This window comes from Roseovarius sp., assembly GCF_030373445.1.
GTDB lineage: Bacteria > Pseudomonadota > Alphaproteobacteria > Rhodobacterales > Rhodobacteraceae > Roseovarius.
Genome location: NZ_JAUCYU010000010.1, coordinates 89,755 through 115,320 on the forward strand (window position 1 = coordinate 89,755; position 25,566 = coordinate 115,320).

Here is a 25,566-nt window from a genome sequence, read left to right on the forward strand (position 1 = left end):
AGCAATCCCCTTTTTTGTCCTAGCCTAGCAGGTCAGGAGGCCGCGGTCATGCTCAAGCTGATGGATATCCTTGATGGCACGTCCATTCCGGTGGGATACCGGATGGCGTTCATCATCAATTTCTACCGCGAACCGCTGATGCGGCGGATGGAGCGGGAGACCGGGCTGATCCGGCCGGAGCTGACGGTGCTGATGTGCCTGAACTTCCGCGCGGGGCTGAATGCGCGGGATATCTGCGAGATCACCGAGCAGCCGTCGAACACGGTGAGCCGGGCGGTCTCTTCCCTCGTCGAGAAGGGATACGTCACGCGGACGCGGGATGCGGTGGATACGCGGCGGAACGTGCTGGCCATCACCGACGCGGGGCAGGCGGTGCATGACCGGGTGATGGCAAGCTTTGCCGAGGCGGAGCGGGTCATGCTGGAGACGCTGGAGCCGGAGGAGGTGGAGACCCTGACGCGGCTTCTGGACAAGCTTGCGCGGGACGTGGAGCGGTGGGCGCCCGGCCAGCCGGCGAAGGCGCAGGGTGGCTGAGGTCGGGACGCCTCCGGCGGGAGTATTTGGGGAAAGATGAAAGGGGGCGCCCGTTTGCCTTTCATCTTTCTGAAAATACTCAAATCACCCGTTCGCGGCCTGCGTTGCGGGTTTTGACAGCTCGCGGTTGATGAGCCGCTCGAAGGCGCCGCGGGGCTTGGTGAAGCGGGCGAGCAGGTCGTAGAGGACCGGGGTGACCACCAGCATCAGCACGCTGGCGAGCATCAGGCCCGCGATGATCACCGTGCCGATGGCCGCCCGGCTTTCGGCGCCGGCGCCGGTGGCCACCACCAGCGGCAGGGCGCCCAGCACGGTCGAGAGCACGGTCATCACGATCGGCCGCAGGCGCAGGGCCGAGGCGCGCAGGACGGCCTCGCGGCGTTTCATTCCCTCGTCGCGGAGCTGGTTGGCGAACTCGACGATGAGGATGCCGTTCTTGGCCACCAGACCCACCAGCAGGATGATCCCGATCTGCGAATAGACATTGAGCGAGAGCCCCCCGAGCGCCATGGCGTAGATTGCGCCGGCCACCCCAGCCGGCACGGTCAGCATGATGGTGAGGGGGTGGATGAAGCTTTCGAATTGCGCCGCCAGCACGAGGAAGACGATCAGCAGCGCCAGGGCCAGCACGATGCCGACGCCTTCGGAGGTGTCCTTGAAGGTGCGCGACTGGCCCTCGTAGCCGAGCTTGGCGGAGGCGGGCAGGATGTCGGCGGCGACGGCCTCGACGCCTTCCAGCACGGTGCCGAGGTTGTGGCCGGGCGCCACGGTGCCCGAAAGCTGGATCGAGGGCAGCCGGTCGAAGCGGCGGAGCGAGGGTGCGGCGGCGTTCTCGTTCATCGAGACCAGCGCGCCGAGCGGCACCAGCGTTTCGCCGTCGCCCGCCCGGATGAAGAGGTTGTCGATATCCGAGGGGCTTTCGCGGTCGATCTCGGCCGCTTGCAGGATGACCGGGTATTCGCGGCCGCGGCTGACGAAGGTGGTCACCTCGCGCGAGGCGAGCATGGTTTGCAGGGTGTTGGCGATGGTGTCGATGGAAATGCCGAGATCGTCGGCGCGGTTGCGGTCGATGCTGACGTCGAGCTGGGGGAGGTTTTCCTCGAAGTTGATTTCCGGGTTCACGAGGCCGGGGACGGTTTCCGAGCGTGCAAGCAGGGTGGTGGACCATTCCTTGACGCTTTCGAAATCCGGGCCGCCGATGACCACGCGCACGGGGGTGGAGTTGCCGCGCAGGCCGAGCCCCGCCGGGGTGACGGGGAAGCCGCGGGCGATGGTGACCTGGCTCATCTGCGGGACGATCCGGCCCACCACGTCGGAGATGGCGACGGTGCGTTCCTCCCACGGGACCAGCCGGAAGACCACGAAGGAGCGCCAGGCCCGGTTGCCCCAGCCGGTGAAGGTGAAGACGGTGTCGATCAACCCCTCCTCGCGCATGGGTTCGAGGATCGCCTCGACCTGCCGGGCGGCGAGGTCGGTGTGTTCGACCGTGCTGCCCTGGGGCGAGGTGAGGGGGATGAAGCCGACGCCGCGGTCTTCCGAGGGGGCCAGTTCGCGGGGCAGCCCCTCGTAGAAGAGCGCGGCGCCGCCGGTTATGGCGATGGCCAGCGCCAGCACGACGAGCGGCATCTGGACCGCGCGCTGCAGCAGGCGGTAATACCCGGCCTGGATGCCGGTGAGCCGGCCGTCTTCGCGCTTGAGCCCGCTGCCGGATCTCAGCACGCGGGAGGCCAGCGCCGGGCAGGCCGAGAGCGCCACGAAGGTGGAGATGGCGACGGTGCCGGCCATGACCCAGCCGAATTCGACGAAGAGGCGGCCGACCTGCCCGGGCATGAACGACAGCGGCACGAAGACCGCGATGAGGGTGAAGGAGGTGGCGATCACCGCGAAGGTGACCTGCTTGGCGCCGCGCAGGCTGGCCACCAGCGGGCTTTCGCCGTTCTCGATCCGGCGCTGGATGTTTTCCAGCACGACGATGGCGTCATCGACCACGAGGCCGATGGCGAGCAGCATGGCCAGCAGCGTGAGCGTGTTGAGGGAAAACCCCCATGCGCCGATCAGGATGAAGGAGCCGATGAGCGAGACCGGGATCGCCACGAAGGGCACCAGCGTGGCGCGGAAGGAGCGCAGGAAGAGCAGGATCACCAGCACGACGAGGCCGAGCGAGATGAAGAGCGCGATCATCACCTCGCGGATCGAGGCGCCGACGAAGAGCGCGTCGTCGGAGCCGATAATGATGTCCATGCCTTCGGGGAGGGTAGGCTTGAGGCGCTCGATTTCTTCGCGGACGCCCTGGGAGATGGCGAGGGTGTTCGACTGGCTTTGCCGGAGGATGGCGATGCCGACCGCGTCGCTGCCGTTGGTGCGGACGATGGTGGTGTCGTCGGCGACCCCCGGTTCGACGCGGGCCACGTCGCCCAGCCGGACGGGGTAGCCCGCCACCCGGTCGAGCACCACGTCGCGGAAATCGGCGACGCTGCGCAGGCGGCTGTTGAGACGGACGGAGAGCTGGCGCTCTTCCGAGACGACCTCGCCCGCGGGAAGCTCGATGTTGTTGCGCCGGAGCGCGGTTTCGACATCCGCCACGGTGAGCTGCCGGGCCGCCAGCGCGCGCCGGTCGAGCCAGATGCGCACGGCGAAGGGGCGCTCGCCGTAGATCTGCAGGTTGGCGACCCCGTCGATGGTGGCCAGACGGTCGGAGATGAAACGGTCGATGTAGTCGGTGATCTCGGCCGTGGTCATGCGCGAGGAGGTGACGGCGAGGCGCATGACCGGGTCGGCGTCGGCATCGCTCTTGATGACGCGGGGATCCTGCGCCTCTTCCGGCAGGCGGGAGGAGACGCGGCCGACGGCATCGCGCACGTCGTTGGCGGCCTGCTCGATATCGCGGCCGGTTTCGAATTCCAGCGTGATGCGGCTTCGGCCCTGCCGGCTTTCGGAGCTGATCGAGCGCAGGCCGTTGATGGCGGCGACCGCGCCCTCGATGGGTTCGGTGATGTCGGTGTCGATCACCTCGGGCGCGGCGCCCAGGTAGATCGTGTCGATGGAGACGACGGCGTTGTCGACATCCGGCAGTTCGCGCACGGGGATGGTGCGCAGGGCGGCGAGGCCGAAGACCAGCAGCAGGAGGCTTGCCACCGCTGCAAGTACGGGGCGGCGGACGGCGATGTCGGGGAGCGTCACGAGTCGCCCTCGGTTGCCGAGGCCGAGGAGGGTTCGCCGGCGTCGAGCACGCTGACCGCCGCGCCGTCGCGCACCCGCTGGAGGCCGCGGACGACGACGCCGGTGCCTTCCTCGAGCCCGCCCTCGATGGCGACGAGCCCGGCGCGGCGCTGGCCGGTTCGGACCGGGACGCGGTGGGCGGTGCCGTCGGTCACGGTGAAGACGTAGGTTTCCGCCGCCTGGAAGATGATCGCGGCCTCGGGCACGACCAGTTCGTCGGATTCCGAGAGGGTGAGGGTGAGGGACATGAACATCCCCGCCGGCAGGACGCTGTTGCGGTTGGGGATGACCGCGCGGGTCAGGAAGGCGCGGCTGACCGGGTCGATGCGGCTGTCGACGGCGGCGATGCGGCCCTCGAAAGTGCGGTCGGGGAAGGCGGCGCTGGTGGCGGTGACGGAGAGGCCGGTGCGGACCTGCGCGAAGAGGGTTTCGGGCAGGGCGAACTCGACGATGACCTCGGAGAGGTCGTCGAGCCGGGTGATCAGGTCGCCCTCGCTGACGCGGGCGCCGGGGTCGACCTCGGTCAGGCCCACGACACCGGCGAAGGGGGCGGTGATGGTGCGGTCTTCCAGCCGGCGGCGGGCGCGGTCGAGCTGGGCGCCGGCCTCGGCCAGGCGGGCCACGGATTCCTCGAGCGTGGCCTGCGATATGGCGTTGGTTTCGCGAAGCTGCCGGGCGCGGGCGAGGACCTGTTCCTGTTCGGTCGAACGGGCTTCGGCCTCGGCCAGGTCGGCGCGCTGGATGGCGTCATCGAGCCGGACGAGGACCTCGCCCTTTTCGACGCGATCGCCGGGGGTGAAGGTGATCTCGACGATGCGGCCCGCGGCCTCGGGCACGATCTCGACCGACTGGCGGGCGCGGGTGGTGCCGACCGCCTCGACGGTGGTTTCGAGCACCTGGCGTTCGGCGGGCACGATCTCGACCGGGGCGGGGGCGTTGGGGCGCTCGGCGGCGGCTTCCTCGGGCGGGGCGTAGTGTTCCCGGTAGACCCACCAGCCGCCATAGCCGAGCCCGCCCAGAAGGCAGAGCAACAGGAGCTGTTTCCATACGGCCATGTACGTTTCCCCGGCACGCCCGCGTCACGGCGGCGGCGCAGCGGCAAGCGTAGCGGAAACCGGCCAAATGGCAACGGGGAAGGGGGTGTGATCGCGGGGTCGTGTCCGGGCGGCCACTGGCCGGCGCCCGGGGCGGCCCGGGGCGGACGGTCAGTCGCCGTTGCGGTTGTCGACCGACTTGTCGGCGATGGCGGTGGCAATGTCGGAGGCCAGCGAGTTCACGCCATCTCCGACCGTGCTGACAGCCGCGACCCCGAGGCCGACAACGGCCGCGCTCAGCACGACCCAGTCGACGGTGACGGCGCCGCTTTCGTCTTCGAGGAAGGTTCCGAAACGTTTGATCATGTCAGCCATCCTTCGTGGCCCATCTTGTCGTGAAGGTGTCATTTTGCCAGCAGAGTCTGGCAATTTTGTGGCCGCAACGCCCGGGCGGGCGTGGCGGGATGCCGCATGGGGATCAGTCGCCGTTGGACACGCTGACCTGGGTGACCATGCCCTCGCCGACCTCGATCGAGCCGGTCTTGACGGCCGTGACCGCGATGAGGCCGAGCATCACGACGCTTGCCGTGAGCGTGATCCAGTCGGTGCTGGCGGCGCCGGACTCGTCGCGGCGGAAGGTTTGCAGGTACTTGGTCATCCGGGGCCGCCTTTCAGGGCAATTGCGCGATGCGCGCGCGGCCCGTTCGGGGGCCGGCCGATCGCATTGGCCCTGTCATTGAAAGTGGAATGTGGCGGGAATGTGGCCTTTTCGATGGCCCGCCACATTCCTGACACAATCCTGTCGGCCGCCGTTGTCAATGGGCGGCCGGGGCCTGATTGGTGCCGGGATGGAAACCCGGCGCATTTTAACGACCGGGTTCCGGGCCTATCTTTCGGGAATCAGGCCCCGTGGACTGAACCGCAGCACGAGGATGAGAATCACCCCCATGGTCAAGAGCCGCATATGCGCGGCGCTGCCGATCAGGTGGTCCTTCAGGGCGCTGCCCTCGGGCAGGGGGGCCGTGATCGTCTGCATCAGCCAGAGGCCGATCGGTTCGACCTGCACCCAGAGGAACCAGATCAGGAAGCCGCCCAGCACCGCCCCGAAATTGTTGCCCGAGCCGCCGACGATGACCATCACCCAGATCAGGAATGTGAAGCGCAGGGGCTGGTAGGAGGTGGGGATGAGCTGGCCGTCGAGGGTGGTCATCATCGCCCCGGCGATGCCGCAGCAGGCGGAGCCCAGGATGAAGATCTGCAGGTGGCGGGCGGTGACGTCCTTGCCCATCGCCTCGGCCGCGACCTCGTTGTCGCGGATGGCGCGCATCATCCGGCCCCAGGGGCTGTTGAGCGCCAGCTGCGCGAGGATGAGCAGCACGGCGAGGACCACGGCGAAGAGGGCGCCGTAGGCGAGCTTGATGTAGAGCGAGGAGGCGGTGACCGGGTCGAGGCCGAGCCCGGCGGCTTTCTCGATGAAGGCCGGGTCGGACTGGAGGTCGACCTCGTAGGGGACGGGGCGGGGCAGGCCGACCACGTTCTTGACCCCGCGCGCCAGCCAGTCCTCGTTCTTGAGGATGGCGAGGATGATCTCGGCGATGCCGAGCGTGGCGATGGCGAGGTAGTCGGAGCGCAGGCCGAGGGCCGACTTGCCGATGATCCAGGCCGCGCCCGCCGCCAGCAGCCCGCCCACGGGCCAGGCCAGCAGCACGGGCAGGCCCAACCCCCCGAGATAGCCGGTGCCGGCGGGGTTCACCGCCTCGACCGCGTTGACGCCCGGATCGAAGACCGCGCGGTAGAGGAAGAAGCCGCCGACGAGGATGACCAGCACGATCAGGCCGCGCAGCTTCGATTTCTTCATGTACTTGAAGGTCAGCGCCGCCGCGACGATCACCGCCGCGCCGACCAGGAGGCCGGAGATCAGGCGCACGCCGCCCGCCGCCCAGGCCTCGGTCGTGGGGGGCATGGAGACGAGCACGGCCGCCAGGCCGCCCAGGGCCACGAAGCCCATGACGCCCACGTTGAAGAGCCCGGCAAAGCCCCATTGCAGGTTGAGCCCCAGCGCCATGATGGCCGAAATCAGCCCCATGTTGAGGATGAGAAGCGCGGTGGACCAGCTTTGCGCAAAGCCCGTCATCAGGATCAGGGCCGCCACGAAGACGAACATGGCGGCGTTTTTCATCGGTTCACTCATACCGCTTTCCCCCTGAAGAGGCCGGTGGGCCGGAAAAGAAGCACGATCAGGAGGATGACGAAGCTGACCGCGAACTTGTAATCGGTGGAGAGGAGCTGGACGAGGCCCGAGGGTTCGAGGCTTTCGGGCATGAGGTATTCCAGCACCTTCTTCCAGGCGTAGGTGATGAACACCTCCGAGAAGGCAATGATGAAGCCGCCGGCGATGGCGCCGACCGGGCTGCCCAGGCCGCCGACGATTGCGCTGGCGAAGATCGGCAGGAGGAGCTGGAAATAGGTGAAGGGCTTGAAGCTCTTGTCCAGCCCGTAGAGCGTGCCGGCGACGGTGGCCAGCGCCGCCACGATCAGCCATGTCACCATGACCACGCGGTCGGGGCTGATGCCGGACAGCAGGGCCAGGTCCTCGTTGTCGGAATAGGCGCGCATGCTCTTGCCCGTGCGGGTGCGGTTGAGGAACCAGAAGAGGAGCGCCACGACGATCACGGCGGTGACGACGGTGATGCCTTGCGTGGTCTTGAAGGCGAGCCCTTCCTCGAGGCCGGTCATCTCCTTGAAGTCGCGGGCGTTGATGATGAAGCGCTCGCCGTCGGCGAAGCGCTGGTCGCCCGGGCCGATGATGAAGCGGACGAGGCCGTTCAGCACGAACATCACGCCGATCGAGACGATCACCAGGATCACCGGCTTGGCCTTCTGTTCGCGGTAGAAGCGATAGACCATGCGATCGGTGGCGAGCACCAGCGCCATGCAGGCGGCGATGCCGAGGGGCAGGGCGAGGAGTGCGGTGGGCAGGACGCCGAAGCTCAGGCCCATGGACTGGAACCACCAGGTGACGAGGATGGTGACCATGGTGCCGAAGGCCATGGTGTCGCCATGGGCGAAGTTGGAGAAGCGCAGGATGCCGTAGATCAGCGTCACCCCGAGCGCGCCGAGGGCCAGCTGGCTGCCATAGGCGATGGCGGGGATCAGGACGAAGTTGGAGAGCGCGACGATGGCGTTGAGGATGTCCATCAGAATAGCACCTGTTCACAAGAATAGTCGGCGCGCACCCAGTCGCTGTCTTCCAGACCCTGAACTTCGCTTCCCGTCCGGTAAACATGCGCTGCCCAGGTCACGCCGTCGGGGGTGGACAGGTAGTTCTGGCGGCCCAGGTTCGACGAGGGCGCAGGTATGCCGCCAAGGATCCAGCGCCATTCCTGGGGATAAAAGATTCCTCCGCTGGCCTGAGTCACCATCGGCCCCATGGCAAGATACTGGGGCGACCCGGCGACGCGCGAATGGGCAATCACCACTCGGGTTTCCGCATTTACGCAATTCGTTGCCGTGTCACAGGTCTGCGTTTCGGCACACTGGTAGATCGACAGCGTGTCCCTCGGTTGATCAGCCAGCGTTTCCAACGTGGACGACAGGGTTGATGGGGCGGTCAACAGAAGGGCAAAGGCCCCCGCCATGGTACGCGCGGTGATACGGAGCAGGGTGGTCATGATGCGCTCCGGCCCATGCGTGACAGTGACGTTGTCCCGAAGAGCGGGGAGCCAATGGAATTATCGGTTATCGACAAGTTATCCCCTGATTTATCCACAGTCGTGTGGAAAAAATATTGCATATCTGACAGGGCTGTGGCGGATGGGTTCGGGCGTGCCTGTGGAAAAGTCAGGGCGGTGATCATGTCGGCTGTCCGCCCCGCGCGCAGGTCCCGGAGGTGTATTCTGCGCCCTTGGAACCGCTGCTGCCTTCGCCGCGCACCTCTCCGTCGGAGGCGACGAGGATGTTGCTGCCGTCACGCAGGAAATAGACCCGGGCCGCGTCGTCCTCGCGCAGGTTCTCGATCGGGCGGGGCTGGCGGCTTCCGGCCTCGAGGATGACCACGCTGAACTTGTCGCGGCCGACCCGTTGCAGGAGGAATTGCCAGTCGGGGTTGCCGCGGTTGCTTTGCAGGCGGCAGTTCCAGATATAGGCGTTGCCGAGGGCGGCGACGGTCTGGGAGTGGCCGGCCTGCGGGGCGGTCTGCGCGGTGTCGGTGCCCGCGCCACGGCACCCCGCGACGGCGGCCAGAATGGCCAGAGCGGCAATAGCTTTGTGCATGTTCATCCCCCCAGAAAACTCTTGCGGACGTCCGGGTCGGACAGGAGTTCCTTGCCGGTTCCGGTATAGGCGTTGCGGCCCTGCACCATGACATAGCCCTTGTCGGCGATCTCGAGCGCCTGGCGGGCGTTCTGTTCGACCATCAGGATCGGGATGCCCGTGCGGCTGACCTCGATGATGCGGTCGAAGAGCTCGTCCATCACGATCGGGCTGACGCCGGCGGTGGGCTCGTCGAGCATCAGGACCTTTGGTTCGGTCATCAGCGCGCGGCCGACGGCCACCTGCTGGCGCTGGCCGCCCGAAAGCTCGCCCGCGGCCTGGCGCCGTTTCTCGCGCAGGATGGGAAACAGATCGTAGACCTGCTCCATGGTGCGGGAGATGTCGTCGGTACGGATGAAGGCGCCCATCTCGAGGTTTTCCTCGACCGTCATCGAGGTGAAGATATTGTGGTTCTGCGGCACGAAGCCCATGCCCTTGGCGACGCGCGCCTGCGGGCTGAGCCGCGAGATATCCTCTCCGTCGAGGAGGATATGGCCCTCACGCAGGTCGAGCATGCCGAAGACGGCCTTCATCGCGGTCGATTTGCCGGCGCCGTTGGGCCCGACGATGACCGCGATCTCGCCCTTGTCGACGGCAATGGTGCAATCGTGAAGGATGTCGGGGCCCGAGCGGCCGTAGCCGCCCGTCATCGCCTCGCCGACGAGGAACGGGCCGTCCCCCGGCGCCGCGACGGCATCGCCGCCCTTGCGCTGGGGGAACTCGCCCGGTCCGGTCGGGTTGGCGATGGACCGGTCGTTGTTGCCCCGGTCATCCTGGTAGGGGTTGGTTCCGTTCAAAGTGCGACACTCGGGTCGGAGAAGGAGAAGCCCGACAGGAAGGTCCGGTGTGTCGCGCGGGCGACCGCGTTGTCGGTGACGCCGGGCGCGACGGTGATGAACTGCATCACCATGCCCTTCTCGACCATGTAGGAGTGCAGGAAGAGCACCTCGGTGCCCTGCGCCTCGTAGCTGTAGAGGATCGTGCCGGCGGGGCGGTTCATCATCCCGCCCTTGAGCGCGATCACGTCGAGCTTGCCGCCCAGTTTGCGGATCTGGCCCGAGACCTTCTTCAGGATCGCCGACTGCACGTCCTTGTCGCGCAGTGCCTTGGTGCCTGTCATCTCGACGATCAGCTTGCCGATGGTATTGTCGCCGCGCTTGTAGACGGCGGTGGCCTCGGCCACGGCGCGGCCGAGCCGCGACCAGCCATTGGATTCGCCGCAGAATTCGATCCGGTCGGTCAGTTGTTCGCAATCGTCCGGCGATGCCGATTGCGCGGAAGCGGTCGATGCCGCGGCCAGACCAACGGATAGTGCAAGTGCCTTGAAGTACATATTCATGCCTGTGTCCCCATCATGTCCTTGTTCTTCAGTCCCGTCCCGAGATAGGCCTCGATCACTTGCTCGTTGGCCTTGATGTCTTCCAGGGTGCCCTCGGCCAGCACCTTTCCCTCGGCCATGCAGATCACCGGGTCGCAGATGCGGCCGATGAAATCCATGTCGTGTTCGATCACCACGAAGGTGTAATTGCGTTCCCTGTTCAGCTTGACGATGGCGTCGGCGATGGTGTTGAGCAGGGTGCGGTTCACCCCGGCGCCGACCTCGTCGAGAAAGACGATGCGGGCGTCGACCATCATGGTGCGCCCGAGTTCCAGCAGCTTTTTCTGACCGCCGGAGACCTGGCCGGCCTTGTGGTCGGCGAGGTGTTCGATGGTCAGGAATTCGAGCACCTCGTCGGCCTTGGCGCGCAGGGCGCGCTCCTCGTCGGCGATGCGCTTGCGGCCGAACCAGGTGTTCCAGAGACGTTCGCCCGACTGGTCGCCGGGCACCATCATCAGGTTCTCGCGGCAGGTCATCGAGCTGAATTCATGCGCGATCTGGAAGGTGCGCAGGAGGCCCTTGTGGAAGAGGTCATGCGGGGGCAGGCCGGTGATGTCTTCCCCGGCCATGGTGACGCGGCCGGAGGTCGGCTGAAGAACGCCGGCTATCACGTTGAAAAGCGTGGTTTTTCCGGCCCCGTTCGGCCCGATCAAACCGGTGATCGACCCTTCCTGGATGGTCATGCTCGCGCCATCGACGGCATGGAATCCGCCGAAATGCTTGTGAACGTCATCGACGACGATCATGTGTGTCCCCCGGGGTCTTGCGCCCCTTCCTTTGTCGAACCGGCCCCGGGCGTGCCCGGGACCGGCCTTGCGTTTTGTCCCCCGGCTGTCAGATCAGCGGTACTTGACCGTCGTGATCGCGCCGTCCTTGAATTCGATTTCGCGATAGTTGCCGGCCGATTCCCCGGGGCCGATCAGTTCCACCGCGGTCGCGCCGACATAGTCGATATCGCCGCCCTCGGCGATGATCTCGAGCGCCTTGGCAAGCTCGCCCGGGTAGATCTTTTCGCCGGGTTCGTTGGCCACGTCCATGATGTGTTCCTTGTAGTCGGCGGATTCGACCGAGCCGGCCGCCTGCATCGCCAGCATCATGAGCGCCGCGGCGTCATAGCTTTCCGGTGCGAAGGGCGAGGTGGCCTCGAAGCTGTCGCCGACCATTTCCTCGAACTTGGCAACGCCGGGGCTGTCGGTGCCCGGGTGCTGGCCGGTGGAGCCGTCGACCTCGGAACCGAAATTGGCTTCGAGCTGCGAGCCGATCATGCCGTCGGGGAAGTGGAAGCTGTCGAAAGCGCCGGAGTCGAGCGCGGAGCGGACGATGCCGCTGCCGCCCTGGTCGACATAGCCCGCCACGACGAGCCGGTCGCCGCCGGCGGAGGCCAGCGCGCCCACCTCGGCCGAGTAGTCGGCCTTGCCGTCTTCGTGTGCGGCGTTGATGGTGATCGTGCCGCCCGCTTCCTCGAAGGCCGCGGCGAAGCTGTCGGCGAGGCCCTTGCCGTAGTCGTTGTTGGTGTAGGTGACGGCCACTTCCTCGATGCCGCGCTCCATCAGGATCTCGGTCATCACGACGCCCTGGCGCGCGTCGGAGGGCGCGGTGCGGAAGAAGAGCCCGTCATCCTCGGCCGTCGAGAGCGCCGGGGAGGTGGCGGAGGGCGAGATCATCACGATGCCGTTCGGCACGGCCGCGTTCGACAGGATGGCGCCGGTGACGCCCGAGCAGTCGGCGCCCATGATGCCCTTGATCCCTTCGGAGGTGATCAGGCGTTCGGCGGCGGCCGTGGCGGCGCCCGCGTCGATGCAGGTGCTGTCGGCCCGGACCGGCGTGACGGTCATCCCGTCGAGCAGCTTGCCGCTTTCGCTGACTTCCGACATCGCCATCTCTGCGCCGGCCGCCATGTGCGGGGTCAGGGATTCGATGGGCCCGGTGAAGCCGAGGATGATACCGATCTTGACCTCGTTGTCCTGTGCCCAGGCGGCGCCTGCACCCAGAGCGAGTGCCGTGGTCGTCGCGAGTAGTTTCTTCATGTCTTTCTCTCCCAGTTGAACGGTACGTTCTGGGACAAGAGCCTATTTGACTGGCATGGAAAAGCAAGTGGATATGGCCAGGCGGACGCTACGAAACGTGATTTGACGCAGCCATGTCACGCCCCAAGTTTTAAAGGAAATAGTGGCGAACGGAGTGATGAAATGCGTGATTTGATCCGGGGCGGTGTTGCCTCATTCCTGTGCGTTCTGGCCGTGGAAGCGGCGGCGCTCGAAAGCAGCGCGGGAGAGCTTCAGGTGGAGGCCGTGGCCGAGGGCCTGGACGAGCCGTGGGCGATCGGCTTTCTTCCCGGGGGCGAGATCCTGGTGACCGAAAGGGCCGGGCGGTTGCTGTTGATCGGAGAGGATGGCACGCAACCGGTCGAGGGCGTCGGAGAGGTGCAGGCCAGCGGTCAGGGCGGATTGCTCGACGTGCTGGTGCCGCGGGATTTCGAGCAGACGCGGGAATTGTTCTTCAGCTATGCCAAGCCGCAGCAGGGCGGGGCCGGGACGGCCGTGGCCCGGGCCGAGCTGTCGCCCGACGGGGCAAGGCTGAGCGGCTGGGAGGTGATTTTCGAGATGGAACCCGGCTCGCAGGGGGGGCGGCATTTCGGCTCGCGCATCGTCGAGGCGCCGGACGGACTGCTTTTCGTCACCGTGGGCGAGCGCGGCGACCGGCCCGCGGCACAGGACCTGTCACGGGAGAACGGATCGGTCGTGCGGATCGCGAGGGACGGGTCGGTGCCGTCTGAAAACCCGTTTGCCGGGCAGGAGGGCGCGCAGCCGGAGATCTGGTCCTACGGCCACCGGAACCCGCAGGGCGCGGCGCTCGATGCCGACGGCCAGTACTGGGTGGTCGAGCACGGCGCGCGCGGCGGGGACGAGGTGAACCGCGTCGACAAAGGCGCGAATTACGGCTGGCCGGTGATTTCCTACGGGGTGCATTACTCGGGCGGGCAGATCGGCGAGGGGACGCACAAGGAAGGCATGGAGCAGCCGGCCTTCTACTGGGACCCGTCGATCGCGCCGTCGGGGATGATGATCTATTCCGGCAAGCTCTGGCCCGAATGGGAAGGCGATTTCTTCGTGGGCTCGCTGAAGTTCAACCTGATCTCGCGGCTGTCCGGTGACCCGCTCGAGGAGGTCGAGCGCATCGAGGGGCCGGAGACGGCGCGGGTGCGGGACATAGCGGAAGGGCCGGAGGGGGCGATCTGGTTCCTATCGGTGGGCCAGGGGGCGCTTTACCGGGTAACGCCTTGAGGAGGGGGCGAAATCTTTAAAAGATTTCGGGCCGCTTTCTTTTAAAGAAAGCGGGGTCGGATGGTATGTGAATTCAGTGGCTTAGACCGAGAGGCGCGTGGATTGGGAGCCGCGCTCGCGGTAGGGCGTGGTGTTGTAATGCGAGCGGTAACACTTGGAAAAGTGCGACGGGCTGGCGAAGCCGCAGGCGAGCGCCACGTTGATCACGGTCATGTCGGTCTGCATCAGCAGGTTCCGGGCCTTCTGAAGGCGGAGTTCCATGTAATAGCGCTTGGGTGAGCGGTTGAGGTAGCGCCGGAAGAGCCGTTCGAGCTGGCGGGTCGACATGCCCACGTCCTTGGCGAGGATGGCGGGGCTGATCGGTTCCTCGATATTGGCCTCCATCATCTGGATGACCTGGGAAAGCTTGGGATGACGCACGCCGATCCGGGTGGGGACCGACAGGCGCTGGGTGTCCTGGTCGGTGCGGATCGAGGCGTAGATCATCTGGTCGGCCACGGCATTGGCCAGCTTGTCGCCCTGTTCGTCGGCGATGATCTTGAGCATCAGGTCGATGGACGAGGTGCCGCCCGCGGTCGACATGCGGTTGCCGTCGACCACGAAGACCGACTTGGTCAGTTCCACCTCGTCGAATTCCTCGGTGAAACTGTCGTGGTTCTCCCAGTGGATCGTGGCCTTCTTGCCGTCGAGCAGGCCGGCGCGGGCCATCACGTAGCTGGCGGTGCAGAGCCCGCCCACGCGCAGGCCGCGCCGGGCCTCGCGCCGGAGCCAGTTGAGCAACTTCTTGGTGGTGGCCTGCTGGATGTCGGTGCCGCCGCAGATCAGCATGGTGTCGTCGCGGCCCAGATCCTCGAGCGGGATGTCGAGGTGGAACCGCGTGCCGGCCGAGCAGCCGACGGTGTCGCCGGATTCGCCCGTCGTGACCCAGGTGTAGAGCGTCTTGTCCGCCATGCGGTTGGCGATGCGCAGGCAATCGAGCGCCGCGGCGAAGCTGAGCAACGAAAAGTTTTCCAGAAGAACGAAGACAAACCGTCGGGGCGCGCCCTGCGCCTTTACCTCGACTTTGCCAGTCTCAATCTGCATGGCCACGAATCTCCGCGACAGGGCGTCATGGATTTGCGTCTTTTCACGAAAGTGTCGCAATTGACAAGGCGTCATATACCAAAAACGACATGGGTTCGACACTTCGTCTCTGGCCTCGTGAGACCGGCTCCTGTATAGACAGGCCTCGTTTTCTGGATGCGGAGAGAGAAAATGACCGATTGGCACAAGTCCGACTGGCGCAAGAAGCCCCGGGTGCAGATGCCGGAGTATACGGATTCCGGCGCATTGCAAGGGGTCGAGGCCCGGTTGGCGCAGTTTCCTCCGCTGGTGTTCGCCGGTGAGGCGCGCCGGCTCAAGCGGCAGCTTGGCGCGGCCGGACGGGGCGAGGCGTTCCTGTTGCAAGGGGGCGATTGTGCCGAGGCGTTCGACCAGTTCTCGGCCGATGCCATTCGCGACACGTTCAAGGTGATGCTGCAGATGGCGATGGTGCTGACCTACGGCGCCAAGGTGCCGGTCATCAAGGTGGGCCGGATGGCCGGGCAGTTCGCCAAGCCGCGCTCGGCGCCGACCGAGGTGGTGAACGGCGTGGAGCTGCCCAGCTATCGCGGTGATATCATCAACGAGCTGGCCTTTACGCCGGAGGCGCGCATTCCGGACCCGCAGAAGATGCTGCAGGCCTATACACAGGCGGCGGCGACGCTGAACCTGTTGCGGGCGTTTTCGACCGGCGGTTACGCGGATGTGCACCAGGTTCATTCTTGGACGCTGGGCTTTACCGAGGGCGAGAAGGCCGAGCGCTATCGCGACATGGCCAACCGGATCAGCGACACGCTCGATTTCATGAAGGCGGCCGGCATCGACAGTGCCAACGCGCCGACGCTGCAATCGGTGGATTTCTACACCTCGCACGAGGGGCTGTTGTTGGAGTACGAGGAGGCGCTGTGCCGGCTCGATTCCACTTCCGGCAAGTGGCTGGCGGGGTCGGGCCACATGATCTGGATCGGCGATCGCACGCGGCAGCCCGATGGCGCGCATGTGGAGTTCGCGCGGGGCGTGCTGAACCCGATCGGGCTCAAGTGTGGTCCGACGATGGAGGCCGATGACCTCAAGCGGCTGATGGCGACGCTGAACCCGGAGAACGAAGCCGGACGGCTGACGCTGATCGCGCGGTTCGGGGCCGGGAAGGCGGGCGAGCACCTGCCGCGGCTGATCCGGACGGTGCAGGAGGAAGGCGCCAACGTGGTCTGGGTCTGCGACCCGATGCATGGCAACACGATCAAGTCGGCGAGCGGGTTCAAGACCCGGCCGTTCGACGCGGTGTTGCGCGAGGTGCAGGAGTTCTTCGGTGTTCACCGGGCCGAGGGCACGACCCCGGGCGGCGTGCATTTCGAGATGACCGGGCAGGACGTGACCGAGTGTACCGGCGGGGTGTTCGCGGTGATGGATGAGGACCTGTCGGACCGGTATCACACGGCCTGCGACCCTCGGCTGAACGCGTCGCAGTCGCTGGAGCTTGCCTTCCTCGTGGCAGAGGAGCTGTCGGCGCTGCGCGAGGCGCGGGGGGATGTGAAGGTGGGCTGAGGTCCACACTTTCCTGAATTCTGAAGGGCCGGCGGTCGCGCCGGCCCTTTTTCGTTAGGTCAGAGGCCGACCATGGCGCGGATATCGGCCGGGGTTTTCCCTTCGTCGCGATAGGTGGCGATGGCGCGGGCGTCGTCGCGCTTGGCGAGACGCTTGCCTGTATCGTCGCGGATCAGGCGGTGGTGGTGGTAGACCGGCGTGGGCAGGTCGAGGAGGCGTTGCAGCAGGACGTGGATCTGGGTGGCTGAGAACAGGTCCTGCCCGCGGATGACGTGGGTGATCTGCTGCTCGGCGTCGTCGCAGACGATCGACAGGTGGTAGGAGGCGCCCATGCCGGGGCGGGCGAGGGCGACGTCGCCCACGGAGGTGATCATGTCAGCGGGTTCGATATGGCCGGTCTCGCCCTCGGGCCCTGCGCCGGTTTCGGTGAAAGCAACGGGAGTGCCCGCGGCGGCCAGCGCCCGGCGCATGTCGAGGCGCAGGGGCATGTCGGGCATGGGGCCGGTAGGCGGCGCATCGGGGCGGCAGGTGCCGGGGTAGATCAGCCCGTCGGGGCCATGGAGCGGCGCGCCTTCCTGCGGGGCGGAGGCGGCGGCACGGATATCGGCCCGGGTGCAGGTGCAGGGGTAGAGCAGGCCGCGGTGCCACAGCTGGTCGAGGGCGGCGCGGTAGGTGGGGAGGCGGTCTGACTGGCGCCAGACCGGGTGGGGCCAGTTTATGCCGAGCCAGGCAAGATCGTCGTAGATCTGCTCCTCCCACGAGGTACGGCTGCGGGACTGGTCGAGGTCGTCGATGCGGAGGTGGAAGAGGCCGCCAGCTGCGGTGGCCATATCATGGGCGAGCAGCGCGGAATAGGCATGGCCCAAATGCAGCGGGCCCGTCGGAGACGGGGCGAAGCGGGTGGCGAAATTCACGCCTTTTCAATGACGTAGACGTTGCACTTCAGGTTGAGGCCCGGCAGGTGCGGCCCGTATTTCTTGAAGCGCAGGTGGGCGGCGCCGCAGTCGAGCCATTCGTTCAGGGCCCCTTCGAAGCGCGGGTCGGCGAGGGCGTGGTCATTGAGGCTGAGCCCCAGCAGGCCGCCCTTGGGCAGCGCCTTCATCAGCATCCCGAAGGTGGAGGCGGGCGCGGCGCCGGTGCCGATCACGCCGATGGCTGTGATGGCGCGGTAGGCGTCTTTCGGGACAGGCGCGGTTTCCTTGACGTCGAGCACGGTAAGCGAGCGGTAGACGCCTTTCTTGCGGGCACCGTCGACCATTTCGGGGCTCGGGTCCATCCCGTCGATGGTGGAGAACCCGGCGAGTTTCAGGGCAAGGCCGGACAGCCCGGTGCCGCAGCCGAAATCGAGGATCGGCGCATCGGAGTCGGGGACATGCTTGAACATGGCTTCTGCCACGCGGCCGGGCGTGGCGTAGCCGTTCTCGGCAATCTCGGCGTCGTAGGTCGATGCCCACGCGTCATAGAGCGCCTGAGTGCCCTCAGGCGTCGACGCTTCGTAGACGCGATCCAGAAATTTCTCACCCATGGGGAAAGAAAATCACACCGTTTCGGTTTCGTCCAGTGGGCATTGCGCCAGCCAGTCGGACCACGCAGCTTTCGCCCGGTCGGTATAGGCCTTGTAGCGGTCGCGGCGGCCGCGGCGCCCGCCTTTCAGGCCGTCGACGGGGCGGAAGAGGCCGAAATTGACGTTCATCGGCTGGAAGGTCCTGGCCTCGGCGCCGCCGGTGATGTGGTGGATGAGCGCGCCCATGGCGCTGTCCTGCGGCGGGGCGGGGACGTCCTTGCCCAGAAGCTCGGCGGCGGCGAGACGGCCGGCGAGCAGGCCCATGGCGGCGGATTCCACGTAGCCCTCGACGCCGGTGATCTGGCCGGCAAAGCGGATGTTGGGCCGGGCGCGCAGGCGCATCTGGGCGTCGAGCAGCGTGGGGGAGTTGAGGAAGGTGTTGCGGTGAATGCCGCCGAGGCGGGCGAAGGCGGCGTTTTCCAACCCCGGAATCATCTTGAAAACAGAGGTTTGCGCCCCGTACTTCATCTTGGTCTGGAAGCCCACGATATTGTAGAGCGTGCCGAGCGCGTTGTCGCGGCGGAGCTGGACGACGGCGTGCGCCTTGACATCAGGCTGGTGCGGGTTGGTGAGGCCAACGGGCTTCATAGGCCCGTGGCGCAGGGTTTCGCGGCCACGTTCGGCCATCACCTCGATCGGCAGGCAGCCGTCGAAATACTGGGCGGTCTCGCCCTCGTGGAACTCGGTTTTCTCGGCGGCGAGCAGGGCGTCGATGAAGGCTTCGTACTGGTCCCGGTCCATCGGGCAGTTGAGGTAGGCGGTGCGCTCTTCCTCGGTCTCGCCCTTGTCGTAGCGCGACTGCATCCACGCCTTTTCCATGTCGATCGTGTCGAAATAGACGATGGGGGCGATGGCGTCGAAGAAGGCGAGCGCGGTGGAGCCGGTTTCGCGGGCGATGGCCTGGCCCAGCTTTTCCGAGGTGAGCGGACCGGTGGCAAAGATCCACTGGCCATCCTCGGGGAGTTCGGTGACCTCGCCGGTCTGGACGCTGACATTGGGGTGGGCGCGGAGGCGCTCGGTGACGGCGCGGGCGAAGGGATCGCGGTCGACGGCCAGTGCGCCGCCCGCGGGCAAGCGGTGGGCGTCGGCCATTTCCATGATCAGCCCGCCCGCCGCGCGCATTTCCCAATGCAGCAGGCCCACGGCGTTCTGTTCATCGTCATCCGAGCGGAAGGAGTTGGAGCACACCATCTCGGCCAGGTCGCCGGTGCGGTGGGCGAAGGTGCCGACCGTCGGACGCATCTCGTGGATGACCACGTTGACGCCCATGCGGGCGGCCTGCCACGCGGCTTCCGATCCGGCCATTCCGCCGCCGACGATGTGTAAGGTCTTGTCCATGAGCAGCGATCTAGGCGATCGGGCGGCGTTTGGAAAGGGTCAGTAGCTGGAGGAGGCGGTTCCTGTGCCATGGTCCATCGGGCCGGTATCGACGGGAAGGCCGGAGGGCACATTGTAGGGCGCGCCGAGGCGGCCGCGCCCGGCCTGCGGGTCTTCGAGCGCGGCGAGGAAGGCGTTGATCGCCTGGATCTCGTCGTCGCGCAGGGCCAGCGGGTCGAGCCGGACCGACATGGCGATGCGGAGCATTTCGTCGAAGTCGTCGAGCGCGGCGGTGTCGGGGATGTCTGTTTCCACCTTGGGGAGGAGGGCCTTGTCGACCTTGTACTGGGCCAGCCAAGTAAGCGGGTCGAGGTGGTGGCGGATGATATCCTCGAGCTCGGCATAGGCCCCGTTGTGGCCATAGGGCGCGGTGATGGTGACGTTGCGCAGCGAGGGGGTGCGGAAGCTGTAGAGGTCGTGCCGATCGCCGGTGACGCCGGCGCGGCCATGGTCGGCATAGCCGTCCGGCCCGTGGCCCTTGCCGGGGCCGATGGGGGGAAGGCCCAGGGCGTGGAAGCCGTGATCCGTCTGGTAGAGGCCGCTGTGGCAGGTGGCGCAACGGGCCTTGCCGTAGAAGAGCGACATGCCGCGGCGCTGGTCGTTGGAGAGGGCGGAGTCGTCGCCGCGCAGGAAGGCGTCGAAGGGGCTGTCGACCGAGCGGAACTCGAAGGCTATGAAATCGCCGATCACCTGGCCGATATCGGTGATGTGGAGCGGGTCGTCATTGCCCTTGAGCCATGCGAAACGCTGGCGGTACTCGGGGATGGCGGCGATCCGGGCGGCGAGCATGGCCCATGCGCCGTCGGGGCCGTGAACGTGGCCGGTGATCACCGCGTCGGCGATCTCGTTCTCGCCGGGCTGGCCGGCCATTTCGTCATGCGAGGTGACGGGCAGGGCCGCCTGTGCCGCGAGCGGGCCGGCGGCGGCGCGTTCGAGGGGGAAGTCGGGGGGCATCCTGATGCCGAAGGGGGCATTCGGGTCAAGCTGGACACGGCCGTCGTGGAAGAGGGTCGTGAATTCCGCCGCGCCGAGGTTGAATAGCGCCGGCGCGTTGCGGGGGACGCGGGCGCGGGGCAGGTTGGCGGGGTCTGGGACGCGCTCCTTGCCGAGGCCGATGCCGCCCTCGCCGATGGAAAGCGACATCTCGTCACCGCCGGCAAGCGCCGGGTGATGGCAGGTGCCGCAGGAGATATTCCGGTTGCCCGACAGGATCGGATCGAAGAACAGGTCGCGCCCCAGCAGGACGGACTCGGCCGAGGGTATGGGGAAGGCATCCTGCCGGGCGGGTGCGGGCAGGTCCGTGGCGGCGAGCGCGCCGGCGGACAGGCAGAACAGCCCTGCAAGGATCCAGGCCTTTGGCACGAGAATATCCCCGAATTATACAATCAAAAAGGGTACTTAATGAATTGCGGCAAAAACAGGGCAAATGTCGAAAAACTTCGACGTTCAGGCGGAAACAATGGTTAAGCCTTTGCTAGTAAATACTTTTCCAGCCAAACCTTGGCTTATTGTGTCCATTCCGGCGGGCGTTTCTCGATGAAGGCGGCGATTCCCTCCTCGGTGTCGCGGTCGAGCATGTTCTCGACCATCACGTCGCGAGTGTAGGTATAGGCGTCGTCGAGGCCCATTTCGAGCTGCTGGTAGAACGCCTGCTTGCCGATCTTCACGGCGCTGCCGAGCTTGGCGGCAATGGTGTCGGCCAGCTCGGTGGCGGCGGTGTCGAGCTGGTCTTCGGGCACCGCGCGGTTGATCAGGCCGAGGGCGATGGCGCGGTCGGTCCCGATGAACTCGCCCGTGGTGAGCATCTCGAAGGCCTGCTTGCGGGGGATGTTGCGGCTGAGCGCGACCATGGGGGTCGAGCAGAAGAGGCCAATGTTGACGCCGTTGACGCCGAAGCGCGTGCCATGGGCCGCCACGGCGAGGTCGCAGGAGGCGACAAGCTGGCAACCCGCGGCGGTGGCGATGCCGTGGGGCTTGGCGATGACCGGCTGGGGCAGGGAGCGGATCGCGGTCATCACCTTGGAGCAGCGGGTGAAGAGATCGGCGAAGTACGCCTTGCCGCCATCCTCGGCCTGCCGCCCCTGGGTCATTTCCTTGAGGTCGTGGCCCGCGCAGAAGGCCTTGCCGGCGCCGCCCAGGATGACCGCGCGAATGGAGCGGTCGTTGCGGAGGGCGTCGAATTCCTCCTGCAGGGCGGCGAGCATCGCGTCGGACAGGGCGTTCAGCTTTTCGGGGGCGTTCAGGGTCAGCCGGGCGATGGCGCCCTGATCTTCGCGGATGAGAATTGGCATCTTGTCTCTCCCATGACGTTGTGATCCTTCTTAAAGCCCAACGCCCTGGGAGAAAAGCATGAGCCTGAAAATGACCGCCGGCGAGATCGCCGATTACCTCGAGGAGGTGTTCCCGCAGGTGGACGGACAGTTCACCATCGAGGAGCTGGGCGAGATGCGGGTGCGGGTGCGGCTGAACGTATCGGAGGCGCATCTGCGGCCGGGGGGCACGGTGTCGGGCCCGTCGGTCTTCGCGCTGGCGGACGTTTCGGTCTACATCGCCATTCTCGGGATGATCGGGCCGAAGGGCATGACGGTGACGACGAATTGCTCGATCGACTTCATGCGCAAGCCCGCGGCCAATACCGACCTGATCGCCGAATGCCGGCTGCTGAAACTCGGCCGGGTGCTGGCGGTTGGAGAGGTTCTGATCTTTTCCGACGGGGGCACGGACCCCGTGGCGCGGGCGAGCTTGACATATTCGATTCCGCCGAAAGACTGAGACGATGCTGAGACGTATGGTTTCCCTTGTCACGTTTGCCCCCGCGCTTCTGCCGGGGGCGGCGTTCGCCTGCGCCTGTTGCGCAGATCCCGGTACCCGGTTCGAGCAGGACGTCACCCGGGGCAACTGGGAGGTGAAGGAGATTTCCCGGCTGGCGCCGACAAGCCCGGCGCGGCTGTACCTGACCGCCTGTGGCATGGAATGCGTGCAGGGGATCGTGGACCCGCAGCCGACATACCCGGTGGCCTTCGAGGCGAGCGAGACCGGGATGGTCTTCGAGCTGGGCGAGGGTGACGGGACGCTGACCTTTCCGTGGCCTGACGCCTATACGTGGTTCGGCGCCGATACCGCGCTGACGGGCGAGGGCGAGACGGCGCTTTACACCGAGTTGCGTTTTCGCGGGTCGGTGGCGGGGACCGGGGATTTCGCCAACGAGGGCGCGACCGAGGCGGAGCTTGTCCTGTCGGGGCAGGGGAACCGGTGCATCACCGCGCGCTCTTTCGATGCGTGGTCGCTGACGGTCTATGACGATACGACCCAGTATCGCCTGTTCGGGACACTCGACGGGTATTGACCAAAAAAAGGGGCCGGAGACATGGCTCCGGCCCAGCAGGAAGAGGCACGTTACGGGGAACTGTCACGGCCTCCAGAACGGTTTGTTTCTTTCGATGCGGGCATCGTCTTCGGACAGGCCGATGTCTCGCAGCAGATGGGGTGGCAGCTGTTTGAGCTGAAGGCGGGTGCGGTGGCGCTGTTGCCAGAGGAGCCCGGTGCGGACCACGCGCAGGATGCCGGCCGTCAGGAACGGCACGCGGCGGGTGCGGCGGGGCAGATGCGACGGAACCAAGCGATCCGAATGTGTCAGGGTGTACATGGCGGACTCCTCTATTGTGTTGGTACAATTCCTGCGTTATGCAGGGAGAACGTAACAATTCCGCAGGACTTCCGCGAGGGAAACATTGTGACTGATACAATTTGGCCGCCGAACTTCGCCGATTCCTCCGAGTCGAAGTATATTGTGTTAATACAATCCATGCGCACGGCCATCCGTTCCGGCATCCTCGACCGGGGGTACAAGATGCCTCCGGTGCGCGAACTGGCGTGGCAGCTGGGGATCACGCCGGGCACGGTGGCGCGGGCCTACAAGATGGCGGCGGAAGAAGGGCTGGTGGAGACGGCGGTCGGGCGGGGGACGTTCGTGTCGGGCGCGCTGGTGGTGGAGGAGGCGACGCCGCCGCCGCTGATCCATCCGACTTCGGCGGAAGGGCTGGATTTCCGGGCGATCCGGGTGCCGAATTCCGGGCAGGACGCGGTGATCCGGCGGATCATGGCCGGGATGGCCGGGCGCGAGAGCTGTGACATGATCGACTATCCCACGCCGGAGACCGATTACGAGGCGCGCGACGCGGTGGCGGGTTGGGTCGAGCCGGAGCGGGTGGGGCGGTTCGGGCCGGACGAGGTGATCCTCGGGCTTGGCGCGCAGAACGCGGTCAACGTCGTGCTGCAGACGGTGCTGCACGGCACGACGCCGGTGATCCTGACAGAGGAGCTGGCCTATCCCGGTTGGCGCCATGCCGCGCGGCTGCTTCGGGCCGAGATCGTGGGGATCGAGATGGATGGCGAGGGCATCCGCCCCGACCGGTTCGAGGAGGCGCTGCGGCGGCATGGCGCGCAGGTGCTGATTACGGCGGCCGAGGTGCAAAGCCCGACCACGACCCGGACCACGCTGGCCCGCCGGCAGGAGATCGCCCGGCTGGCGCGGAAGTACCAGGTGCAGATCATCGAGGATGACTGTCATTGCATCACGCGGCCGGACATTCCGAATTACCGGGCGCTTTGCCCCGAGCGGGGCTGGTACATCTCGTCGTTGACCAAGGCGGTTTCCGCGGCCCTGCGGTTCGGGTTCATCATTGCGCCGGAAGAGCAGGCGGGGCGGGCAAGGCAGGTGGCCCAGTCGACCTTCTACGGGTTGCCGCAGCCGATGCTGGACCTCTGCGCCGAGCTGATTTCCTCTGGCGAGGCCGAGCGGTTCCGGGCCATGAGCGAGGCGCGGGTCCTGCAGAGAGTCAAAGAGGCGGTGAATATCCTTGGCCAGTGGGATATCCGCTGGCGGCCCGACGTGCCCTTCATCTGGCTGCGGCTGCCGCAGGGGTGGCGGGCGTCGAGCTTTGCGCGGGCCTGTGGCGACCGGGGCATCCGCATCAAGGCGGCGGACGAGTTCTCGTTGCCGGAAGGGCGCGCGCCGCACTCGGTGCGCGTGGGGCTCAACCCCAACATTTCGGACGCCGAGTTCGAGGCGGCGCTTTCGACCATGTCGGGGCTTCTGGCGTCGCCGCCGGTGAACGTGGACCTGTGATGGTGGGGTAAAATAATACCTATTTTGCAAGTCATTGATAATGCACGTTTAATTCGCATGACATGCGCTTGACTGTGTCGTGCTTTCGCGTAGAAAGCGCGGATCGAATATCACCCCAAAAGGGAAGACATCCAATGAAGACCTATTCTGCGACACCGGCAGATATCGACAAGAAATGGATCCTGATCGATGCCGAGGGCGTCGTTCTGGGCCGTCTTGCCTCGATCGTTGCCACGCGCCTGCGCGGCAAGCACAAGCCGAGCTTCACGCCCAACATGGACATGGGCGACAACGTGATCATCATCAATGCCGACAAGGTTCAGCTGACCGGCAAGAAGCGCGAGAAGCCGAACTACTGGCACACCGGCTATCCGGGCGGCATCAAGTCGCGCACAACCGGGCAGATCCTCGAGGGCGCACACCCCGAGCGCGTCGTCTCGCAGGCCGTCAAGCGCATGCTGCCCGGCAACCGCCTGGCCCGCCAGCAGATGACCAACCTGCGCATCTATGCCGGCGCCGAGCACCCGCACGAGGCCCAGAAGCCCGAAGTGCTGGACGTGAAGACCATGAACTCCAAGAACACCCGGGTGGCTTACTGATGACCGAAGAAATCAAATCCCTCGAAGGGCTGGAAGCCGTCGCTGAAGGCACCGGCGCCCCCGCCGCAGAAGAGACCATTTCCCGCGAGCCCGTGCGCGACGAGCTTGGCCGCTCCTACGCGACCGGCAAACGGAAAGACGCGGTCGCCCGTGTCTGGATCAAGCCAGGCTCCGGCAAGGTGCAGGTGAATGGCAAGACCATGGACAAGTACTTTGCCCGCCCGGTGCTGCAGATGATCCTGCGCCAGCCGTTCTCTGTGGCCGGTGTCGAGGACGAGTTCGACGTGATGGCGACCGTCACCGGTGGCGGCCTGTCGGGCCAGGCCGGTGCGGTCAAGCACGGCATCTCGAAAGCACTTCAGCTTTACGATCCGGCCCTGCGCCCGGCGCTCAAGGCTGCCGGCTTCCTGACCCGCGACAGCCGCGTGGTGGAACGCAAGAAGTTCGGCCGCCGCAAGGCCCGCCGCAGCTTCCAGTTCTCGAAGCGCTGATCGGTTCGATATATCTTCGGGA

27 protein-coding genes are annotated in these 25,566 nt (G+C 66.3%); 8 read left to right on the plus strand and 19 right to left on the minus strand.

Annotated elements, in window-relative coordinates; genetic code table 11:
- The first annotated feature begins 48 nt into the window (after positions 1 to 48).
- A complete protein-coding gene (locus QUV18_RS17445; RefSeq protein ID WP_300895334.1) occupies positions 49 to 534 on the plus strand; it encodes a MarR family winged helix-turn-helix transcriptional regulator in 486 nt (161 codons plus the stop codon).
- 84 nt (positions 535 to 618) lie between these two features.
- Here the strand turns inward: QUV18_RS17445 and QUV18_RS17450 are convergent, their stop codons facing one another.
- The 12 genes from QUV18_RS17450 to QUV18_RS17505 all read right to left on the minus strand — a co-directional run bounded on the left by QUV18_RS17450 (position 619) and on the right by QUV18_RS17505 (position 12,503).
- Complete coding sequence (locus QUV18_RS17450; protein WP_300895335.1) at positions 619 to 3,714, minus strand: efflux RND transporter permease subunit; 3,096 nt, start codon at positions 3,712 to 3,714, stop codon at positions 619 to 621.
- Entirely contained in the window at positions 3,711 to 4,808 is a 1,098-nt protein-coding gene (locus QUV18_RS17455; RefSeq protein WP_300895336.1) for an efflux RND transporter periplasmic adaptor subunit, read from the minus strand. The genes QUV18_RS17450 and QUV18_RS17455 overlap by 4 nt, the downstream gene beginning before the upstream one ends.
- 150 nt (positions 4,809 to 4,958) lie before the next feature.
- The gene (locus QUV18_RS17460; protein WP_300895338.1) at positions 4,959 to 5,153 is read right to left on the minus strand and encodes a hypothetical protein; all 195 of its coding nucleotides are present in this window, start codon (positions 5,151 to 5,153) and stop codon (positions 4,959 to 4,961) included.
- A gap of 112 nt (positions 5,154 to 5,265) precedes the next feature.
- On the minus strand, positions 5,266 to 5,445 hold the full coding sequence (locus tag QUV18_RS17465) for a hypothetical protein (RefSeq protein WP_300895339.1): 180 nt from the start codon (positions 5,443 to 5,445) through the stop codon (positions 5,266 to 5,268).
- A gap of 228 nt (positions 5,446 to 5,673) precedes the next feature.
- Complete coding sequence (locus QUV18_RS17470) at positions 5,674 to 6,978, minus strand: branched-chain amino acid ABC transporter permease (protein WP_300895340.1); 1,305 nt, start codon at positions 6,976 to 6,978, stop codon at positions 5,674 to 5,676.
- Positions 6,975 to 7,985 (minus strand): branched-chain amino acid ABC transporter permease, encoded by a 1,011-nt coding sequence (locus QUV18_RS17475; protein WP_300895342.1) that lies wholly within the window; start codon positions 7,983 to 7,985, stop codon positions 6,975 to 6,977. The genes QUV18_RS17470 and QUV18_RS17475 overlap by 4 nt, the downstream gene beginning before the upstream one ends.
- The gene (locus tag QUV18_RS17480) at positions 7,985 to 8,458 is read right to left on the minus strand and encodes a hypothetical protein (RefSeq protein WP_300895344.1); all 474 of its coding nucleotides are present in this window, start codon (positions 8,456 to 8,458) and stop codon (positions 7,985 to 7,987) included. Before QUV18_RS17480 ends, QUV18_RS17475 begins: the two co-directional genes overlap by 1 nt.
- Positions 8,459 to 8,639: 181 nt before the next feature.
- Positions 8,640 to 9,059: a hypothetical protein gene (locus QUV18_RS17485; protein WP_300895345.1), complete on the minus strand. Its 420-nt coding sequence runs from the start codon at positions 9,057 to 9,059 to the stop codon at positions 8,640 to 8,642.
- Positions 9,060 to 9,061: 2 nt separating this feature from the next.
- On the minus strand, positions 9,062 to 9,895 hold the full coding sequence (locus QUV18_RS17490; protein ID WP_300895346.1) for an ABC transporter ATP-binding protein: 834 nt from the start codon (positions 9,893 to 9,895) through the stop codon (positions 9,062 to 9,064).
- Complete coding sequence (locus QUV18_RS17495; RefSeq protein ID WP_300895347.1) at positions 9,892 to 10,437, minus strand: hypothetical protein; 546 nt, start codon at positions 10,435 to 10,437, stop codon at positions 9,892 to 9,894. The genes QUV18_RS17490 and QUV18_RS17495 overlap by 4 nt, the downstream gene beginning before the upstream one ends.
- Positions 10,434 to 11,222, minus strand: a complete 789-nt coding sequence (locus QUV18_RS17500; RefSeq protein ID WP_300895349.1) for an ABC transporter ATP-binding protein — start codon at positions 11,220 to 11,222, stop codon at positions 10,434 to 10,436. Before QUV18_RS17500 ends, QUV18_RS17495 begins: the two co-directional genes overlap by 4 nt.
- 93 nt (positions 11,223 to 11,315) lie before the next feature.
- Positions 11,316 to 12,503, minus strand: coding sequence for an ABC transporter substrate-binding protein (locus QUV18_RS17505; protein WP_300895351.1), 1,188 nt, complete (start codon positions 12,501 to 12,503; stop codon positions 11,316 to 11,318).
- Between the two features lie 162 nt (positions 12,504 to 12,665).
- Between QUV18_RS17505 and QUV18_RS17510 the strand changes: the two genes are divergently transcribed.
- Positions 12,666 to 13,760, plus strand: a complete 1,095-nt coding sequence (locus QUV18_RS17510; protein ID WP_300895352.1) for a PQQ-dependent sugar dehydrogenase — start codon at positions 12,666 to 12,668, stop codon at positions 13,758 to 13,760.
- A gap of 81 nt (positions 13,761 to 13,841) precedes the next feature.
- Here QUV18_RS17510 and QUV18_RS17515 read toward each other — a convergent pair whose 3' ends face one another.
- Positions 13,842 to 14,843, minus strand: a complete 1,002-nt coding sequence (locus QUV18_RS17515) for a GlxA family transcriptional regulator (RefSeq protein WP_300895354.1) — start codon at positions 14,841 to 14,843, stop codon at positions 13,842 to 13,844.
- A 171-nt stretch (positions 14,844 to 15,014) separates the two neighbouring features.
- Between QUV18_RS17515 and QUV18_RS17520 the strand changes: the two genes are divergently transcribed.
- A complete protein-coding gene (locus QUV18_RS17520; protein WP_300895356.1) occupies positions 15,015 to 16,385 on the plus strand; it encodes a class II 3-deoxy-7-phosphoheptulonate synthase in 1,371 nt (456 codons plus the stop codon).
- 59 nt (positions 16,386 to 16,444) lie between these two features.
- Here the strand turns inward: QUV18_RS17520 and gluQRS are convergent, their stop codons facing one another.
- The 5 genes from gluQRS to QUV18_RS17545 form a co-directional block, all read right to left on the minus strand.
- Positions 16,445 to 17,299: a tRNA glutamyl-Q(34) synthetase GluQRS gene (gluQRS, locus tag QUV18_RS17525; protein ID WP_300895357.1), complete on the minus strand. Its 855-nt coding sequence runs from the start codon at positions 17,297 to 17,299 to the stop codon at positions 16,445 to 16,447.
- Entirely contained in the window at positions 17,296 to 17,910 is a 615-nt protein-coding gene (locus QUV18_RS17530) for a methyltransferase domain-containing protein (RefSeq protein ID WP_300895358.1), read from the minus strand. The genes gluQRS and QUV18_RS17530 overlap by 4 nt, the downstream gene beginning before the upstream one ends.
- 12 nt (positions 17,911 to 17,922) lie before the next feature.
- Positions 17,923 to 19,287 carry a methylenetetrahydrofolate--tRNA-(uracil(54)-C(5))-methyltransferase (FADH(2)-oxidizing) TrmFO gene (trmFO, locus tag QUV18_RS17535; RefSeq protein WP_300895360.1) on the minus strand — a complete coding sequence of 455 codons (1,365 nt, stop codon included), beginning with the start codon at positions 19,285 to 19,287 and terminating at the stop codon, positions 17,923 to 17,925.
- 39 nt (positions 19,288 to 19,326) lie between these two features.
- Complete coding sequence (locus tag QUV18_RS17540; protein ID WP_300895361.1) at positions 19,327 to 20,688, minus strand: cytochrome c peroxidase; 1,362 nt, start codon at positions 20,686 to 20,688, stop codon at positions 19,327 to 19,329.
- Positions 20,689 to 20,831: 143 nt separating this feature from the next.
- Positions 20,832 to 21,617, minus strand: coding sequence for an enoyl-CoA hydratase (locus QUV18_RS17545; RefSeq protein WP_300895362.1), 786 nt, complete (start codon positions 21,615 to 21,617; stop codon positions 20,832 to 20,834).
- Between the two features lie 58 nt (positions 21,618 to 21,675).
- Between QUV18_RS17545 and QUV18_RS17550 the strand changes: the two genes are divergently transcribed.
- Both QUV18_RS17550 and QUV18_RS17555 read left to right on the plus strand, forming a co-directional pair.
- Positions 21,676 to 22,098, plus strand: coding sequence for a PaaI family thioesterase (locus QUV18_RS17550; protein ID WP_300895364.1), 423 nt, complete (start codon positions 21,676 to 21,678; stop codon positions 22,096 to 22,098).
- A 4-nt stretch (positions 22,099 to 22,102) separates the two neighbouring features.
- On the plus strand, positions 22,103 to 22,672 hold the full coding sequence (locus QUV18_RS17555; RefSeq protein WP_300895365.1) for a hypothetical protein: 570 nt from the start codon (positions 22,103 to 22,105) through the stop codon (positions 22,670 to 22,672).
- Between the two features lie 63 nt (positions 22,673 to 22,735).
- Here QUV18_RS17555 and QUV18_RS17560 read toward each other — a convergent pair whose 3' ends face one another.
- Complete coding sequence (locus tag QUV18_RS17560; protein ID WP_300895366.1) at positions 22,736 to 22,972, minus strand: DUF1127 domain-containing protein; 237 nt, start codon at positions 22,970 to 22,972, stop codon at positions 22,736 to 22,738.
- A 159-nt stretch (positions 22,973 to 23,131) separates the two neighbouring features.
- On the opposite strand from QUV18_RS17560, the gene QUV18_RS17565 reads away from it, so the two are divergent.
- The 3 genes from QUV18_RS17565 to rpsI all read left to right on the plus strand — a co-directional run bounded on the left by QUV18_RS17565 (position 23,132) and on the right by rpsI (position 25,544).
- Positions 23,132 to 24,454: a PLP-dependent aminotransferase family protein gene (locus QUV18_RS17565; RefSeq protein WP_300895367.1), complete on the plus strand. Its 1,323-nt coding sequence runs from the start codon at positions 23,132 to 23,134 to the stop codon at positions 24,452 to 24,454.
- Between the two features lie 134 nt (positions 24,455 to 24,588).
- Complete coding sequence (rplM, locus tag QUV18_RS17570; protein WP_300895369.1) at positions 24,589 to 25,053, plus strand: 50S ribosomal protein L13; 465 nt, start codon at positions 24,589 to 24,591, stop codon at positions 25,051 to 25,053.
- Entirely contained in the window at positions 25,053 to 25,544 is a 492-nt protein-coding gene (rpsI, locus tag QUV18_RS17575; protein ID WP_300895371.1) for a 30S ribosomal protein S9, read from the plus strand. The genes rplM and rpsI overlap by 1 nt, the downstream gene beginning before the upstream one ends.
- Positions 25,545 to 25,566: the final 22 nt, after the last annotated feature.

Bases quoted from the DNA above. Each gene is read 5' to 3' on its own strand.
- QUV18_RS17470 (WP_300895340.1), bottom strand. From the start codon at position 6,978: ATGAGTGAACCGATGAAAAACGCCGCCATGTTCGTCTTCGTGGCGGCC.
- QUV18_RS17555 (WP_300895365.1), top strand. From the start codon at position 22,103: ATGCTGAGACGTATGGTTTCCCTTGTCACGTTTGCCCCCGCGCTTCTG.
- QUV18_RS17515 (WP_300895354.1), bottom strand. From the start codon at position 14,843: ATGCAGATTGAGACTGGCAAAGTCGAGGTAAAGGCGCAGGGCGCGCCC.
- trmFO (WP_300895360.1), bottom strand. From the start codon at position 19,287: ATGGACAAGACCTTACACATCGTCGGCGGCGGAATGGCCGGATCGGAA.
- QUV18_RS17560 (WP_300895366.1), bottom strand. From the start codon at position 22,972: ATGTACACCCTGACACATTCGGATCGCTTGGTTCCGTCGCATCTGCCC.
- QUV18_RS17465 (WP_300895339.1), bottom strand. From the start codon at position 5,445: ATGACCAAGTACCTGCAAACCTTCCGCCGCGACGAGTCCGGCGCCGCC.
- QUV18_RS17480 (WP_300895344.1), bottom strand. From the start codon at position 8,458: ATGACCACCCTGCTCCGTATCACCGCGCGTACCATGGCGGGGGCCTTT.
- QUV18_RS17520 (WP_300895356.1), top strand. From the start codon at position 15,015: ATGACCGATTGGCACAAGTCCGACTGGCGCAAGAAGCCCCGGGTGCAG.
- rplM (WP_300895369.1), top strand. From the start codon at position 24,589: ATGAAGACCTATTCTGCGACACCGGCAGATATCGACAAGAAATGGATC.
- QUV18_RS17505 (WP_300895351.1), bottom strand. From the start codon at position 12,503: ATGAAGAAACTACTCGCGACGACCACGGCACTCGCTCTGGGTGCAGGC.
- QUV18_RS17495 (WP_300895347.1), bottom strand. From the start codon at position 10,437: ATGAATATGTACTTCAAGGCACTTGCACTATCCGTTGGTCTGGCCGCG.
- QUV18_RS17545 (WP_300895362.1), bottom strand. From the start codon at position 21,617: ATGCCAATTCTCATCCGCGAAGATCAGGGCGCCATCGCCCGGCTGACC.
- QUV18_RS17445 (WP_300895334.1), top strand. From the start codon at position 49: ATGCTCAAGCTGATGGATATCCTTGATGGCACGTCCATTCCGGTGGGA.
- QUV18_RS17550 (WP_300895364.1), top strand. From the start codon at position 21,676: ATGAGCCTGAAAATGACCGCCGGCGAGATCGCCGATTACCTCGAGGAG.
- QUV18_RS17485 (WP_300895345.1), bottom strand. From the start codon at position 9,059: ATGCACAAAGCTATTGCCGCTCTGGCCATTCTGGCCGCCGTCGCGGGG.
- QUV18_RS17510 (WP_300895352.1), top strand. From the start codon at position 12,666: ATGCGTGATTTGATCCGGGGCGGTGTTGCCTCATTCCTGTGCGTTCTG.
- QUV18_RS17460 (WP_300895338.1), bottom strand. From the start codon at position 5,153: ATGATCAAACGTTTCGGAACCTTCCTCGAAGACGAAAGCGGCGCCGTC.
- QUV18_RS17500 (WP_300895349.1), bottom strand. From the start codon at position 11,222: ATGATCGTCGTCGATGACGTTCACAAGCATTTCGGCGGATTCCATGCC.
- QUV18_RS17565 (WP_300895367.1), top strand. From the start codon at position 23,132: ATGCGCACGGCCATCCGTTCCGGCATCCTCGACCGGGGGTACAAGATG.
- QUV18_RS17455 (WP_300895336.1), bottom strand. From the start codon at position 4,808: ATGGCCGTATGGAAACAGCTCCTGTTGCTCTGCCTTCTGGGCGGGCTC.
- QUV18_RS17475 (WP_300895342.1), bottom strand. From the start codon at position 7,985: ATGGACATCCTCAACGCCATCGTCGCGCTCTCCAACTTCGTCCTGATC.
- rpsI (WP_300895371.1), top strand. From the start codon at position 25,053: ATGACCGAAGAAATCAAATCCCTCGAAGGGCTGGAAGCCGTCGCTGAA.
- QUV18_RS17530 (WP_300895358.1), bottom strand. From the start codon at position 17,910: ATGGGTGAGAAATTTCTGGATCGCGTCTACGAAGCGTCGACGCCTGAG.